This window comes from Streptomyces sp. NPDC006516, assembly GCF_040611875.1.
Classification (GTDB): Bacteria; Actinomycetota; Actinomycetes; order Streptomycetales; family Streptomycetaceae; genus Streptomyces.
On record NZ_JBEXPD010000004.1, the window covers coordinates 282811 to 297856 of the forward strand.

Annotated in this window: 15 protein-coding genes; 5 read left to right on the forward strand and 10 right to left on the reverse strand. The window is 71.8% G+C overall.

The genetic code is table 11. From position 1 onward, the window contains the following. The first annotated feature begins 23 nt into the window (after nucleotides 1–23). A complete protein-coding gene (locus tag ABZY45_RS15615) occupies nucleotides 24–989 on the forward strand; it encodes an LLM class flavin-dependent oxidoreductase (protein ID WP_356740128.1) in 966 nt (321 codons plus the stop codon). 39 nt (nucleotides 990–1028) lie between these two features. Next, nucleotides 1029–2087, forward strand: coding sequence for an LLM class flavin-dependent oxidoreductase (locus ABZY45_RS15620; protein ID WP_356740130.1), 1059 nt, complete (start codon nucleotides 1029–1031; stop codon nucleotides 2085–2087). Nucleotides 2088–2148: 61 nt separating this feature from the next. Here ABZY45_RS15620 and ABZY45_RS15625 read toward each other — a convergent pair whose 3' ends face one another. Further along, nucleotides 2149–3297, reverse strand: coding sequence for an LLM class flavin-dependent oxidoreductase (locus ABZY45_RS15625; protein ID WP_356740132.1), 1149 nt, complete (start codon nucleotides 3295–3297; stop codon nucleotides 2149–2151). 343 nt (nucleotides 3298–3640) lie between these two features. Next, nucleotides 3641–3847, reverse strand: a complete 207-nt coding sequence (locus ABZY45_RS15630; RefSeq protein WP_356740134.1) for a putative leader peptide — start codon at nucleotides 3845–3847, stop codon at nucleotides 3641–3643. 45 nt (nucleotides 3848–3892) lie between these two features. Here ABZY45_RS15630 and ABZY45_RS15635 point away from each other — a divergent pair, with 45 nt between their 5' ends. After that, entirely contained in the window at nucleotides 3893–4564 is a 672-nt protein-coding gene (locus tag ABZY45_RS15635) for a FadR/GntR family transcriptional regulator (protein WP_356740136.1), read from the forward strand. Here ABZY45_RS15635 and ABZY45_RS15640 read toward each other — a convergent pair. Then, nucleotides 4553–5341 (reverse strand): SDR family oxidoreductase, encoded by a 789-nt coding sequence (locus ABZY45_RS15640; RefSeq protein ID WP_356740138.1) that lies wholly within the window; start codon nucleotides 5339–5341, stop codon nucleotides 4553–4555. The genes ABZY45_RS15635 and ABZY45_RS15640 overlap by 12 nt on opposite strands. Then, the gene (locus ABZY45_RS15645) at nucleotides 5338–6678 is read right to left on the reverse strand and encodes an enolase C-terminal domain-like protein (RefSeq protein WP_356740140.1); all 1341 of its coding nucleotides are present in this window, start codon (nucleotides 6676–6678) and stop codon (nucleotides 5338–5340) included. Before ABZY45_RS15645 ends, ABZY45_RS15640 begins: the two co-directional genes overlap by 4 nt. 232 nt (nucleotides 6679–6910) lie before the next feature. Between ABZY45_RS15645 and ABZY45_RS15650 the strand changes: the two genes are divergently transcribed. Continuing rightward, nucleotides 6911–7942: a PAC2 family protein gene (locus tag ABZY45_RS15650; protein ID WP_356740142.1), complete on the forward strand. Its 1032-nt coding sequence runs from the start codon at nucleotides 6911–6913 to the stop codon at nucleotides 7940–7942. 202 nt (nucleotides 7943–8144) lie between these two features. Here ABZY45_RS15650 and mshC read toward each other — a convergent pair whose 3' ends face one another. From mshC to ABZY45_RS15670, 4 genes are all read right to left on the reverse strand, one after another. Next, a complete protein-coding gene (gene mshC, locus ABZY45_RS15655) occupies nucleotides 8145–9374 on the reverse strand; it encodes a cysteine--1-D-myo-inosityl 2-amino-2-deoxy-alpha-D-glucopyranoside ligase (protein ID WP_356740144.1) in 1230 nt (409 codons plus the stop codon). A 151-nt stretch (nucleotides 9375–9525) separates the two neighbouring features. Next, complete coding sequence (locus tag ABZY45_RS15660) at nucleotides 9526–10389, reverse strand: SCO1664 family protein (RefSeq protein ID WP_356740146.1); 864 nt, start codon at nucleotides 10387–10389, stop codon at nucleotides 9526–9528. After that, the gene (locus ABZY45_RS15665) at nucleotides 10353–10943 is read right to left on the reverse strand and encodes a DUF3090 domain-containing protein (RefSeq protein WP_033304581.1); all 591 of its coding nucleotides are present in this window, start codon (nucleotides 10941–10943) and stop codon (nucleotides 10353–10355) included. The genes ABZY45_RS15660 and ABZY45_RS15665 overlap by 37 nt, the downstream gene beginning before the upstream one ends. Nucleotides 10944–11045: 102 nt before the next feature. Beyond that, nucleotides 11046–11756: a histidine phosphatase family protein gene (locus ABZY45_RS15670; RefSeq protein ID WP_356740148.1), complete on the reverse strand. Its 711-nt coding sequence runs from the start codon at nucleotides 11754–11756 to the stop codon at nucleotides 11046–11048. Between the two features lie 44 nt (nucleotides 11757–11800). On the opposite strand from ABZY45_RS15670, the gene ABZY45_RS15675 reads away from it, so the two are divergent. Next, entirely contained in the window at nucleotides 11801–12796 is a 996-nt protein-coding gene (locus tag ABZY45_RS15675; RefSeq protein ID WP_356740150.1) for a magnesium and cobalt transport protein CorA, read from the forward strand. A gap of 79 nt (nucleotides 12797–12875) precedes the next feature. Here ABZY45_RS15675 and ABZY45_RS15680 read toward each other — a convergent pair whose 3' ends face one another. Both ABZY45_RS15680 and ABZY45_RS15685 read right to left on the reverse strand, forming a co-directional pair. Continuing rightward, nucleotides 12876–13664 (reverse strand): ferritin-like domain-containing protein, encoded by a 789-nt coding sequence (locus ABZY45_RS15680; RefSeq protein ID WP_356740152.1) that lies wholly within the window; start codon nucleotides 13662–13664, stop codon nucleotides 12876–12878. Between the two features lie 236 nt (nucleotides 13665–13900). Further along, nucleotides 13901–14953: an LLM class F420-dependent oxidoreductase gene (locus ABZY45_RS15685; RefSeq protein WP_356740154.1), complete on the reverse strand. Its 1053-nt coding sequence runs from the start codon at nucleotides 14951–14953 to the stop codon at nucleotides 13901–13903. Nucleotides 14954–15046 lie beyond the last annotated feature (93 nt).

Genomic DNA, 15046 nt, shown 5'->3' on the forward strand with positions numbered 1-15046 from the left:
TACGACGCGGGGACAGTGGAAGGATGACCGCACACGAGAACATTCATCTGTCGGTGGCGCTCGACGGTGCCGGGTCCCATCCCGCCGCTCCCGCGCGGCCGTTCACGCCCGGGGAGTACGCGTCCCTGGTGCGCGGGGCCGAGGCCGGGCTGCTGGACTTCATCACGGTGGAGGACGGCCCCGGGAGGCTCGACTCCGGGCTGCTGCTCGCCCTGGCGGCGCAGGTCACCGACCGAATCGGACTCGTCCCGCTGGGGCCGACGACGGGGGATCCGGTGGCCTTGGCGACGCGGGTCGCGACACTCGACCAGCTGAGCGAGGGGCGGGCGGGGGTGCGGCCGAGGGCGACGACGAGCGGCCCGGACCACGCGCGGCTGCTGGCGCTGCTCGGGACCCCCGAGGGGGACGCCCGGGTGGCCGAACTCTTCGCACGGGCAGCCGAGTTCCTCACGGAGGCGACGGCCGCCTGGGAGAAGGACGTGCCGACCCCGCAGGGCAGACCGCCGGTGACGCTGCTCGCGCACGCCACCGTCCCGTACCGTCTGGCGGCCTCGCACGGCGACGTCGTCCTGGTGACCCCCGCGGACACCGCCCATCTGGTCGCCATACGTGCGGAGGTGGAGGCGCTGCGCGAGGAGGAGGGGCGCCCCGCCGGAGCGCTCCGTGTCTTCGCCGACGTGAACGTCGTACTGGGTGAGAGCCCGAAGGCGGCCGAGGGGCGCCTGGCCGAACTGGACGAGGCCGCGGGGACTCCTTTCACCTCGGACGCGGCCGTGTTCACCGGCACCCCCGAGGACCTGGCGGACCTCCTGGAGGAGTGGTTCCGCGACGGTGACGCCGACGGCTTCCGGCTGCGGCCCGCGGTGCTCCCCGACGACCTGGACGCGATCGTCGCCGGGCTGGTGCCCGCGCTGCAACGCCGCGGGCTCTTCCGTACCGGGTACACCGCCCGGACCCTGCGCGGCCATCTCGGCCTCGCCGCTGTCTGATACACCTCCGCCGGCCCCGCGACTACGGAAGGAACCCCTGTGAAGTTCTCCGTGCTCTCCCTCATCGGGCATGCCCCGCACCCGCTGACGGGCGAACTCCCCTCGGCCGCGCAGCGGTTCCGCGAGGTGATCGAGACCGGTGCGGAGGCGGAGCGGCTCGGCTTCGACGCCTACGCGGTCGGTGAGCGGCACGCCGGTCCGTTCCTCTCGTCGAGCCCCGGCGTGGTCCTCGGCGCGCTGGCTGCGCGGACCTCCCGGATCAGGCTGCTGACGGGCGTCACCGTCGTGGCGATCCTCGATCCGGTGCGGGTGGCGGAGGACTTCGCGACGCTCGACCAGATCTCCCGGGGCCGGATCGAGCTGGTCGTGGGCAAGGGCGCGGAGGCGGGCCACTTCGACCTGTTCGGACTGGACGAGGAGCGGCAGTGGGACCTGCAGAAGGAGAAGTACGAGCTGCTGCGGAGGCTGTGGACCGAGGAGGGGGTGGACTGGGAGGGTGAGTTCCGTCCGCCGCTGAAGGGGGTGACGACCCTGCCGCGTCCGTACGCCGGTGCGCCACGCGTCTGGCACGGCTCGGCGACCAGCCGCAATTCCCCGGAGCTCGCGGCGAAGCACGGCGATCCGCTGTTCACGGCCAACGCCATCCAGCCCCGTGCGGCCTACGCCCGGCTGATCGCGTACTACCGGGAGCGGTTCGAGGCCTACGGACACGATCCGGCCGGGGCGCGGGTGGCGGCGGGGTCCGGAGGGCTGCTGATCGCGGACACCACGCGACAGGCCGTCACGCGCTACAAGGAGCTGTACGAGGCCAAGGTCGCCCAGTCGTTCAGGCCGCACCTGGAGGGCAGGGCGGGCTACAACACCCCCTTCCGCACGATCGAGGAGGCGATTGCCGACGGGCCCCAGCTCATCGGCTCACCTCTGCAGATCATCGACAAGATCCTCGGTTACCACGCGGTGTACCGGCACGATCTGCAGTCGGTCACCGTGGACGGTTTCGGGCTGTCGCACGCCGAACAGCTGGAGACACTCCAGCGGTTCGCCGAGGAGATCGCCCCGGTCCTGCGGCGCGAGGTGCCGTCCCCGCTCTGGGAGTGACGCCCGGCCCGCCCGGCACCCGCGCGGGGCCGGACGGCCGGACGGGTCAGGTGTCCGGCCCTCAGGCCCCGGACGTCGCTCGCGCCAGGGCGGGCTCGGCGATGGCCGGGGAGTCCGGGTGGGCCCAGAGTCCGCGCGCCGCGAGCCGGGGCAGGACACCCTCGCCGAACCAGTACGCCTCCTCCAGGTGGGGGTAGCCGGAGAGGACGAACTCGTCGATACCGAGGCGGTGGTACTCCTCGATGCGGTCGGCGACCTCCTCGTGGCTGCCGACCAGCGCGGTGCCCGCGCCGCCGCGGACCAGCCCGATGCCCGCCCACAGGTTGGGGTGGATCTCCAGGCCGTCACGGCCGCCGCCGTGCAGGGCGAGCATCCGCTTCTGTCCGTCGGACTCGCTGCGGGCCAGGCCTTCCTGGACGGTGCGTACGGTCGCGGGATCGAAGCCGGCCAGGAGGCGGTCGGCCTCCGCCCATGCCTGCTCGGAGGTGTCCCGGGCGATGACGTGGAGGCGGATGCCGAAGCGGAGGGCGCGCCCCTCCCGCTCCGCGAGCCCGCGTATCCAGGCGATCTTCTCGGCGACCTGCGCGGGCGGTTCGCCCCACGTGAGGTAGACGTCCGCGTGCCGCGCCGCGACCACCCCTGCGGCGGGTGAGGAACCGCCGAAGTACACCTGGGGCACCGGTTCGGGGAGACGCGTCAGCCGGGCGTCCTCGACGGTGAGGTGCTCGCCCTTCAGGTTCACCGTCCTGCCGTCCCACAGGTCACGGACGATCTCCAGGAACTCGCCGGTACGGGCGTAGCGCGCGTCCTTGTCGAGGAAGTCCCCGTAGGCCCGCTGCTCCTGGCTCTCGCCGCCCGTCACCACGTTGAGCAGCAGGCGCCCCCCGGACTGGCGCTGGAAGGTGGAGGCCATCTGTGCGGCGAGCGTGGGCGAGACGAAGCCGGGCCGGAAGGCGACCAGGAACTTCAGCCGTTCGGTGTGCTGGCTGACCATGGCCGTGGTCAGCCAGGCGTCCTCGCACCAGGCGCCGGTGGGGGTCAAGGCTCCTTCGAAGCCGAGGTCCTCGGCGGCGCGGGCGATCTGGGCGAGGTAGCGGACGGCGGGCGGGCGGTCGCCGCCGGTCGCGGTGACGGGGGCGCCGTGGCCGCCTCCGACGACGTGGCGGCTGTCGCCGTTGGTGGGCAGGAACCAGTGGAAGGTGAGAGTCACCGGTGATCTCCGATCTCGGGTGTCACAGCGGGCAGTGGCGGGGCGGGCGCCGTCGGGGGCGGGAAGCGTGCGCGGGGGTGCGCGGGGCGCCGCGCCCGGCTGTCGTATACGCCGGAGGGCGCCACCGCAGGGAGCGCACGAAGCGGTGGCGTGGACCGGCACGGAGTGGGGGTGTGGAGCGGCACGGAGGGGTGGCGGGGTACGGAGGTGAAGGACACCGGGGCACAGGCCACCGGCCGGTTCACCGGGCCGGAGTACGGTTCACCGGCGCAGAGTGGTCCCCGACGCGGGCGGATCCGTCAGGATCGCGACGTCGTCGGCCGGCGCGCGAAGGAGGGACCCCTCAGACTCCGCGACAACAGAACGCACTGGCCACACGTGCGAGGTCGATATGACGTCGCTGTGTGAGATTCCGTCCGTCGTTCATGCCGGTCAGACTAGCCATGTCCGGTGCCGGCAGTCGAGTGCGTCCCGCTCGCGCGGCCCGTGGGCCAGGCGTGAAGCACCGCTGAACGGACGGGGTGGGCGCAGCATCGGTCATGGGCCGCATAATGAGGCAGATACATCGGATGTCTTGTGTACGAGGAGGCCCTCCATGGCCGTCACCGACGAAGCGATCGAGAAGATCAAGGGAATGATCGTCTCGGGCGCTCTGCGCCCCGGGGACCGGCTTCCCAAGGAGAGCGAACTCGCGGCCGAGCTGGGCCTGTCCCGCAACTCGCTGCGCGAGGCGGTGCGCGCCCTGTCGCTGATCCGGATCCTGGACGTCCGGCAGGGCGACGGCACGTACGTCACCAGCCTCGATCCGCAACTCCTCCTTGAGGCCCTCAGTTTCGTGGTGGACTTCCACCGCGACGACACCGTGCTGGAGTTCCTCGCCGTCCGGCGCATCCTGGAGCCCGCGGCGACGGCGATGGCCGCGCTCCGCATCGAGGAGGCACAGCTGGACGCGCTGAGCGCCCAGTTGGACGCCTTGGGCGACTCCCCCTCGGTCGAGGAACTGGTCGCCTGTGATCTGGAGTTCCACCGCGGCATCGTCCAGTCCTCCGGCAACTCGGTGCTGTGTTCGCTGCTGGACGGTCTGTCCGGCCCGACCACCCGGGCCAGGGTGTGGCGCGGACTGACCCAGGAGGACGCCGTCAGCCGCACCCTGCACGAGCACCGGGCGATCGTCGCCGCGCTGCGGGACCGGGACGCGGAGGCGGCCCGGTCCTGGGCGACGGTTCACGTGGCCAGCGTGGAGCAGTGGCTGCGCTCAACGCTGTGAGGGCCCGGCCGGCCGCAGTCTCAGACCCTGCATCCCCCCGTCGACGGCCAGTGCGGTGCCGGTGACGGACGCGGCCGATGGACTCGCCAGGTAGACGACGGCGGCGGCCACCTCCTCGGCGGACACGAGACGTCCCAGCGGCTGGCGGGCGTCGAGCGCGGCACGCTCGGCGACGGGGTCGTCCGCCTGCCCGAGCAGCCGGCCGATCCACGGGGTGTCCGCGGTCCCGGGGTTCACACAGTTGACCCTGATCCCCTCGCGCACGTGGTCGGCGGCCATCGCGAGCGTCAGGGAGAGGACGGCTCCCTTGCTCGCGCTGTAGAGGGCGCGCTGCGGCAGACCGGCGGTGGCGGCGATCGAGCAGGTCTGGGTGATCGACACCGCCCCCGGCCGTGCGGGGGCGGCTCGGCGCAGATGGGGCAGGGCGTGACGGGCGGCTCGGACCATGCCGAGCACGTTGATGTCCAGCACACGGGTCCACTCGTCGTCGGCGTTGTCCTCCACGGTGCCGATCGAGCCGATCCCGGCGTTGGAGACCAGGGTGTGCAGCCCTCCCAGTTCCGCGGCGGCCCGGTCGACCGCGTCGCGTACGGCCGCGTCGTCCGTGACGTCCGCCTCCAGGGCGAGCGTTCCCTCCGGCGCGCCCTTCGGATCGCGGTCGAGTACGGCGACGCGCGCTCCGCGGGTGAGCAGCAGGCTCGCCACGGCGGCGCCGATACCCGATGCCCCGCCCGTCACCAGGGCGGACAGTCCGTCGAAATCCCGTGTACCAGTCATCGGTCCCTCTCCTCGGGGGTGCGCCGGGCCTGCCAGACGGGGCCCTGCGGGTAGCGGTGCGCGGCGATCGACGCGGGGAGCATCCGCGCCGAGAATCCGGGTGCGCGCGGGGTGACGTAGCGGCCGTCCTCGATGACGACCGGGTCGGCGAAGTGCTCGTGGAGGTGGTCGACGTACTCGATGACCCGGTCCTCCTGGCTGCCGGACACGGCGACGTAGTCGAACATCGAGAGGTGCTGGACCAGTTCGCACAGGCCGACGCCTCCCGCGTGGGGGCAGACGGGGACCCCGAACTTGGCGGCGAGCAGCAGCACCGCGAGGTTCTCGTTGACGCCGGCCACCCGTGCGGCGTCGATCTGGACGAAGTCGACCGCGCCGGCCTGGAGCAGCTGCTTGAACACGACGCGGTTGGCGACGTGTTCACCGGTGGCGACCTTGACCGGCTGCCCCGCGCGCACGGCGGCGTGGCCGAGGACGTCGTCGGGGCTCGTCGGTTCCTCGATCCAGTACGGGTCGTACGGGGCGAGCGCGGTCATCCAGGACACCGCGTCGGCCACGTCCCAGCGCTGGTTGGCGTCGACGGCGATCCGGATGTCGGGGCCGACGGCCTTCCGGGCGAGCGAGAGCCGGCGGATGTCGTCGTCGAGATCGGCGCCGACCTTCAGCTTGATCTGGGTGAAGCCGTCGGCGACGGCCTCCTCGGCCAGGCGTACGAGCTTGTCGTCGTCGTATCCGAGCCAGCCGGGCGAGGTGGTGTACGCGGGATACCCCTCGGCCAGCAGCCGCTCGGAGCGCCCGGCCCTGCCGGGTTCCGCCTCGCGGAGGATGGCCAGGGCCTCCTGCGGGGTGAGCGCGTCCGTGAGGTAGCGGAAGTCGACGAGGGAGACGAGCTCCTCGGGCGTCATGTCGGCGAGGAACTGCCAGACGGGCTTCCCCGCGAGCTTCGCCGCGAGGTCCCAGGCCGCGTTGACGACGGCTCCGGCCGCCATGTGCATCACGCCCTTCTCGGGGCCGAGCCAGCGCAGCTGGGAGTCGTGCGTGAGCGCGCGGTACAGCGCCGCGAGATCGGCGGCGGTACGCGGCGCGGGCCGTCCCACCACGTAGTGCCGGAGCGCCTCCACCGCCGCTGCCATGACATCGTTGCCACGGCCGATGGTGAAGCAGAACCCATGCCCTTCCTCGCCTGCGCCCTCCGTGCCGCCTGCGCCGTCCGTGCGCAGCACGACATAGGCGGCGGAGTAGTCGGGGTCGGGGTTCATCGCGTCCGAGCCGTCCAGCTGTTCCGAGGTGGGAAACCGGATGTCGTCGACCTCGAAGCCCGTGACGGTCGGACTCATGCGTATGCCCCCAAAGAATTAACATCGGATCTCTCTACGGTCATCCGATGTATAACTCGCCACAGGGGCAGGAGTCCAGGGTTCAGGCGAAATTTGATCACTTCGGGTCGTCACAGCTCGGATGATTCCACCGGTTGCACGGTTCAGCTCTCGGGGCAAATGGGCTGCGGCGCACCAGGGCGGAAGCCGTAAGGTTGGTCCGTACACAAGGGAACTTCGGAAGGAGGCCTGGGTGATCGAGCTCGAGGGGGTACCCGAGCTGATCGACCCGGTCATGGTGGCCGCGTTCGAGGGCTGGAACGACGCCGGCGACGCCGCCTCCACAGCGGTCGGGCATCTGGACCGGGAATGGAAGGGCGAGGTCTTCGCGGCGCTCGACGCCGAGGACTACTACGACTTCCAGGTCAACCGGCCCACTGTGTGGATGGACGGCGGGACGCGCAAGATCACCTGGCCCACCACGCGGCTGTCCGTGGTCCGGGTCGGCGGCGAGAAACCCCGTGACCTGGTCCTGATCAGGGGCATCGAACCCTCCATGCGCTGGCGTTCGTTCTGCAACGAGATCCTGGGCTTCGCCCACGAGCTGGGCGTCGAGATGGTCGTCATCCTGGGCGCGCTGCTCGGTGACACCCCGCACACCAGGCCGGTACCCGTCAGCGGGGTCACCTCCGACCCCGATCTGGCAAGGACCATGGATCTGGAGGAGACGAGGTACGAGGGCCCGACCGGCATCGTGGGCATCCTCCAGGAGGCCTGCACGCACGCGGGCGTGCCCGCGGTGAGCCTGTGGGCCGCCGTGCCCCACTACGTGTCGCAGCCACCGAACCCGAAGGCCACGCTGGCCCTCCTCAATCGCCTCGAGGACCTGCTCGGCTTGCGGATCCCGCTGGGCGAGCTGCCCGAGGACGCCCGTGCCTGGCAGCTCGGGGTGGACCAGCTGGCCGCCGAGGACAGCGAGGTCGCGGAGTACGTGCAGACGCTCGAGGAGGCGCGGGACACCGCCGAGCTCCCCGAGGCGTCCGGCGAGGCCATCGCCCGTGAGTTCGAGCGGTACCTGCGGCGCAGGGACGGCGGCCCCGGCCAGGCGCCCGGCGGTCATGCCACGGAGAGCGGGGACGTGCCCTATCTGCGGGACACCTCCGGCGGCCGTACCAGGCCGCCCAAGCCGCAGCGCCCCGAGAAGGGGCGGCGGAAGGAAGGCGACGGCGGCACGCCGGACGACCCGCCGCCCACCGGGCCGGACGAGGACCCCTCGGACGGCTGACCCGTCACGTCGGCCGTGTCCGCCCGTCCGGTCCCGGCCGACGACGACCCCGTACCGGCCTGGGCGGAGCGGAGCGGATGACGCCCCCTTCCGGACCCGGGCGGAGCGGACGACGGCCGCAGACCGCCGGAGCACACGGGACGGCCCCGGACTTCCTGCGATCGCTCGCGAGGTCCGGGGCCGTCCTGTGCGTGTGCGTGGATTACAGGGCTACACCCAGCAGGGCGTCGACCGTGCGCGAGACGAGACCGGGAGCGCCCTCGTCCGTCCCGCCGCCCGCGCTCTGGCGTGCGGCCCAGCGGTCCACCGCGGCCAGTGCGGCCGGGGCGTCCAGGTCGTCCGCCAGCGCCTCCCGCACCTCCTCGACCAGCGCGTCCGCGGAGACTCCGTCGGGCCGGGAGACCGCGGCGCGCCACCGTGCGAGACGCTCGACGGCGTCGGCGAGCACCTGGTCGGTCCACTCCCAGTCCGCTCGGTAGTGGTGCGCGAGCAGCGCCAGCCTGATCGCCGCGGGGTCCACGTCGGCCCTGCGCAGCGCCGACACGAAGACGAGGTTGCCCTTGGACTTGGACATCTTCTCGCCGTCGAGGGCGACCATGCCCGCGTGCACGTAGGCGCGGGCGAAGGGGTACTCGCCGGTGAGCGCCTGGGCGTGCGAGGCGCCCATCTCGTGGTGCGGGAAGGCGAGGTCGGAGCCGCCGCCCTGGACGTCGAAGCTCATGCCGAGGTGGTCCAGCGCGATGGCGACACACTCGATGTGCCAGCCGGGCCTGCCCCGTCCCAGGCTGCCGCCGTCCCAGCTCGGCTCGCCCTCACGGGCCGCCATCCAGAGCATCGGGTCGAGCGGGTTCTTCTTGCCGGGGCGCTCCGGGTCTCCGCCGCGCTCGGCGGAGAGCAGACGCATCGCGTCGGCGTCCAGACCTGAGACCTCGCCGAAGTGCGGGTCGCACTCGACGGAGAAGTACACATCGCCTTCGAGTTCGTAGGCGGCGCCCGCGTCGCGGAGCCGTTCGACGAGCGGGACGATGCCGGGTATGGCCTCCACCGCACCGATGTAGTGCTTCGGGGGAAGCATGCGCAGCGCGGTCATGTCCTCCCGGAAGAGGGCCGTCTCGCGCTCCGCGAGCTCGGTCCAGTCCTCGCCGTCGCGCACGGCCCGCTCCAGTAGCGGGTCGTCCACGTCCGTCACGTTCTGGACGTAGTGAACCTGCCGCTTGGTGTCGAGCCACACGCGCTGAACGAGGTCGAACGCGTTGTAGGTCGCCGCATGACCCATGTGGGTCGCGTCGTACGGCGTGATGCCGCAGACGTAGATGCGGGCGACGGGACCGGGGTCAAGGGTGATCCGTCCGCCGGTCGCGGTGTCGTGGATCCGAAGGTCGCGGCCCTTGCCAGGCAGGGCGGGGACCTCAGAAGCGGGCCAGGCATGCATGTCATGAGCGTAACCGGATGATGCTTCCGGATACGAACCGGATGGCAGATCGTGGCTGAAGAGGCGGTCTTGTCCGACGGCGACCTCTGCCCCACGGCCTCCAGTGGCCTGCCCCAGGGCCTCCCGTGGACCGGCTGCCCGAGGGGCAGGGTCACACCGGCGGCCAGGGGATGGCCGGCCACTCGCCGCTGGGCTGCGGGTGGCGGCCGGACGTGCGCAGGTCCTCCACGCGGGCCCGCAGGGCGTCGAGTTCCGCCGCCGTGATCAGCTCCCCCAAGCGGGTGGCGAGCGCCGTGCCGGGCGCCAGGTCCGCCGCCAGACGGTCGAGCACCTCGGCGGCCTCAGGGGTCAGCGGCTCGCCCGCCCAGCCCCACAGCAGGGTCCGCAGCTTGTCGTCCGCGTTGAAGGTGACCCCGTGGTCGATGCCGTACAGCCGGCCGCCGGGCGCGGGCAGCAGGTGCCCGCCCTTGCGGTCACCGTTGTTGATCACCGCGTCGAGGACCGCGAGCCTGCGCAGCCGGGGATCGTCGGCGTGCACCAGCAGGGCGGTTCTCCCCTCCCCCACCTCGGCGAAGCCCACCGCCTTCCAGCCGTCTCCCGGCTCCTCGCCCTCGACGAGCGCGAGGAGCGGCGGCAGCCCGTGCGCCTCGCCGGCCCCGGAGGCATTCGCACTCTCGTCCGCCTCGATCCACAGCTGGCACATCCCCTCGCCGTAGGGGCCCTCGCGCAGCACGGTCGGCGGTACGAGGCCCCATCCGGTGGCCTCGGAGATCTCGTACGCCGCGACCTCGCGCTGGGCGAGCGTGCCGTCCGGGAAGTCCCACAGCGGCTGCTCGCCCGCGACGGGTTTGTAGACACAGGTGCGCTCCTCGCCCTCGTGGGCGACCGTGCAGTACAGCACCGCGTTCGACGCGCCACGGACCTGGCCGAGGACGGTGAGCTCCCCTTCGGCGAGCAGGGTGCGCAGCCCGGCCTCCGTCAGGCCCCGCGACGGTATCCGTTCTGGCGCGGGCATACGTGTCCTTCCGGGTCCAGGGGCAGGCTGCACAGCGGGCAGGGCGGCCTGCCGGCGTTCACGACGTCCAGGGCGCGCTTGGCGAACGCCCGCGCCTGCGCGCCGCTGAGGCGGACGCGGAGCATCGGCGGGCCGTTCTCCTCGTCCTGCAGAAGCCTTTCCTCGGCCTCCGCGAGGTCGTCCTCGGAGTCGGCGTCCAGCTCGACGAGGGCCTGGGCCTCGACGATCATGCGCTGCTCCTCGCCGTCCCAGGCGAGCGCCATCGTGCCGACCCTGAACTCCTCCTCGACGGGCGCGTCGAGCGGAGCGGTGTCGGTGACGTCCATGGGGGCCACGGCGGGCACCGGCGAATTGCCGCCGGTCCGCCGGACGACCTCGTCGAGGAGCTCGTCGATCCGTTCCGCCAGCGCGGCGACCTGGGTCTTCTCCAGGGCCACGCTGGTGACCCGTCCCCTCGAGGATGCCTGCAGGAAAAACGTACGGCGTCCAGGCAGCCCGACCGTGCCGGCCACGAAACGGTCCGGCGGGTCGTAGAGGAACACCTGACGGGACACGTCCTGTCTCCCTTGCGAGTGTGATGGCGGGTGGGCGGCCCCGGGCCCCGCGGGATCCCCCACGAGGCCTCTACGGCGCGTCCACCCTACTGCGCGGAGAGATCACGGTGCCCCAGCGCCGCCCCCGACGGCCGCATCGGTTGCGGTGTCACCGTCGGCGTCGGCCCCGATGGACCGTTCGCGGGGCGCCAGGGAGGCGAAGTCACCGGTGTCGCCCAGCCGGAGGAGGAAGGGGCGCAGCCGGGTGTAGCGGATCGCGGTGACGGAACACGGGTCCACGTGGACGCGCTGGAAGAGGTCGAGGTGCATGCCGAGCGCGTCGGCCACGACCGACTTGATGATGTCGCCGTGCGAGCACATCACGTAGGTGGCGTCATCGCCGTGCTCGGCGCCGATACGGGCGTTCCACTCCCGCACGGCCCCGACGGCCCGTTCCTGCATGGCCCGCATCGACTCCCCGCCGGGAAACCGGGCGGCGGAGGGGTGCTGCTGCACGACGGTCATCAGCGGTTCGTCGGAGAGCTCGGCGAGTTTGCGCCCCGACCAGTCGCCGTAGTCGCATTCGTTCATCCCCTCCTCGATGTGCAGTGGGAGGGCCGGGCGGGCGTCGAGCAGCGGCTGGAGGGTCTCGCGGCAGCGCTGGAGCGGGCTGCTGACCGCCGCGACGAGGTCCAGGGCGGCCAGCCGTCCGGGCAGCGCGGCGGCCTGTCCGGCGCCGCGTTCGTCGAGGGAGACGCCGGGGGTCCGCCCGGCGAGCACTCCGGAGGTGTTGGCGGTCGAGCGTCCGTGACGTACGAGGATGAGCGTGGGCATACCTGCCAGCGTAGAGGTGCGTGAAAGGCGCGCGGCAGGGAAGAATGCGCGGGGTGATCGTCGACTGCGGAATTTACCGGGACGGGCGTAGGACCGAGGGTCCCGCCGACTTCTCCGATGCCCTCGACGAGGCACGCGCGAGCGGGGACGCGTTCCTCTGGATCGGGCTGCACGAACCCACGGAGAAGGAGTTCGACCTCGTCACCAGCGAGTTCTCGCTGCATCCGCTGGCCGTCGAGGACGCACTGCGCGCCCATCAGCGGCCCAAGCTGGAGATCTACGACGACTCACTGTTCGTGGTCATCAAGCCGGTGGTCTACGAGCCGGAGAACGACACGGTCAGCGCCGGCGAGCTGATGCTGTTCATCGGTGACTCGTTCGTGGTGACGGTGCGGCACGGTGAGGGCGCGCCTCTCGCGGCGGTACGCCAACGGCTGGAGGCCGAGCCCGAAGTCCTCAGGCACGGGCCCACGTCGGTGCTCTACGCGGTCAGCGACGCGGTGGTGGACCACTACATCGAGGTCGCCGCCGAGCTCCAGATCGACCTGGAGGAGCTGGAGGCCCAGGTGTTCGCTCCGACCGGGGCCGGGGACTCCTCCAACACCGCGGCGGCCATCTACACCTTCAAGCGGCAGGTGCTCGAATTCCGCCGGGCGACCAATCCGCTCGGTGCCCCCATGACCCGGCTGGCCGGAGCGGGCGTCCCGTTCGTCGACGCGGGTTCGCAGCCCTTCTTCCGGGACGTGAACGACCATCTGACCCGTGCCGTCGAGCACGCGGAGGGGCTCGACCGGCTGCTCTCGGACATTCTGTCGGCGCATCTGGCGCAGGTGGGCGTGCGGCAGAACGACGACATGCGGAAGATCTCGGCGTGGGCCGCCATGGCGGCCGTGCCGACCATGGTGGCCGGGATCTACGGCATGAACTTCCGCCACATGCCGGAGCTCGACTACGTGTGGACCTATCCGGCGGTGATAGCCCTGATGGCCTTCGCGGTCTTCGGACTGCACCGCCTGTTCAAGCGACGCGGCTGGTTGTAGCGCGGACGCCGCCCGCGGGCGGATCCCGGGTGCGCGGACGCCGCCCGCGAGGCCGGGGCCCGGGTGCGGCCGGCCCGTCTCAGGCGAACTCGCTCTCGGGTACGGCCTGGCCGCCCAGCGCGTCGCGCAGCGTGGGCTGTTCGAGGCTCACCATGCGCCGCCAGCCCACGAGCCGCTCGTAGGCGTACATCGCGTGGATCCCCGCCGCGAGCACGGCCGCCTTGGCGCGGGGCCAGCGCAGCAGGTGGCCCATGTGGCTCATCACGGCGAGGCTCACGTCCCGGTACACCCGGATCTCCGCGTGGGCGCACTCGCGCAGCACGGACTGGATCGTCCGGCCGTGCCCGGCCCGGGCGAAGCGGAGGAGCTCCTCGTGGCAGTAGGCGAGGTGGTTGTCCTCGTCCCGCGAGATCATCTTCACGGCGCGGCCGAGGGTGGGGTGGCCGGCGAAGTGCTTGAGCAGGAGGCGCATCTGCTCTGAGGCGCGCTGTTCCGTGACCCGGCTGTGGGCGAGGTAGACGATGACGTCCCGCTCGGTGAGCGGCTCCTCGCGGCTGAGCCGGTCGTGGGCGAGGCCGATGCCCTGGCGCTCCAGCAGGAGGGTGTAGTCCGTCTCGTAGGGCACCGCGACGGGCTCCAGCCCGCGCTGCTTCAGCAGGGCGTTGAAGATACGGCCGTGCTTGTCCTCGTCGGCACCGTGCCGGGCGACCTTGGGGGCGAGTTCGCGCAGTCCGGCGGGGACGAGGGCGGAGATGCGCCCGTTCTCCCAGCCGCCCTGCGACTCCCCGCCGGCGGCGATCGAGCAGAACAGCCGGAACGACGCGTCGTCGTCGAGGATCTCCTGGAACAGACTCTTTGCCGAGAGCATCACTGCCACCTTTCGCACCGGTGTCCGCAGAGGAACAGTCAAAGTCGGTACGCGTGGGTAGGCAACACGAGCGGAGCCGGACAGGTCCGAACGGGCGCCGCGCGGCCCCCGGACATGCTCCGGCGCCCCGGGAGGGGGACGGAGCGTAACCGGGAGCCGCGCGGCGCGTTGTTCCGTACGACGGCCGTGGCGGGGAGGACCCCCGAGCCCCCACCACGGCCGTAGTGCTGCCCGGGTTACGCGGCGAGGCCGGAGCGCTCCAGGGCGTCGGTGCCTGCGCGCAGGGCCGCGATCCGCTCGTCGAGCGTGAAGCCGGCCGGGGCGAGGGTCAGCGTCGTGACGCCGGCGGCCGCGTAGGCCTGCATGCGGTCCGCGATGCGCTCCACCGAGCCGAGCAGTGTGGTCCGGTCGATGAGCTCGTGAGGCACGGCCGCCGCCGCCCCCGCCTTGTCCCCGGAGAGGTACTTGTCCTGGATCTCGGCCGCTTCCTTCTCGTAGCCCATGCGCTGGGCGAGCTGGTTGTAGAAGTTCTGCTTGCGGCTGCCCATGCCGCCGACGTAGAGGGCGGTGTACGGGCGGAACATGTCGGCGAGCCCGTTGATGTCGTCGCCGACGGCCAGCGGCAGCGTGGGACAGACGTCGAAGCCCTCCATCGTCTTCCCCGCCTTCTCGCGACCGGCCCGCAGGTGCTTCACCGCGGTCTCCTCGATGTGCTCGGCGGACGGGAAGATCAGCAGGGCGCCGTCGGCGATCTCGCCGGTCTGCTCGAGGTTCTTCGGGCCGATGGCGGCGATGTAGAGCGGGATGTGCTCGCGCTGCGGGTGGACGGTCAGCTTGATGGGCTTGCCGGGGCCGTCGGGCAGCGGCAGGGTCCAGTGCTCGCCCTCGTAGGAGAGCCGCTCGCGGGACATCGCCTTGCGCACGATCTCGACGTACTCACGGGTGCGGGCCAGCGGCTTGTCGAACTTGACGCCGTACCAGCCCTCGGAGACCTGCGGTCCGGAGACGCCGAGGCCGAGGCGGAAACGGCCGCCGGACAGCGAGTCGAGGGTGGCCGCGGTCATGGCCGTCATGGCGGGCTGGCGGGCCGGGATCTGCATGATGGCGGAGCCGACGTCGATGGACTCGGTCTGCGCCGCGACCCAGGCCAGCACCGTCGGTACGTCGGAACCGTAGGCCTCGGCCGCCCAGCAGACGTCGTAGCCGAGCCGGTCGGCCTCCTGGGCGACGGCGAGGTTGTCGCCGTCCATGCCCGCTCCCCAGTAACCGAGATTGATGCCGAGCCGCATACCCACGCTCCCTCTACTGATCAGTAACGTTCCTGTGTCCCGGACTCTAGCGTGGGGTGCCGGATTCCGGCAGGCTCGCCCGGGCGCGGTCCG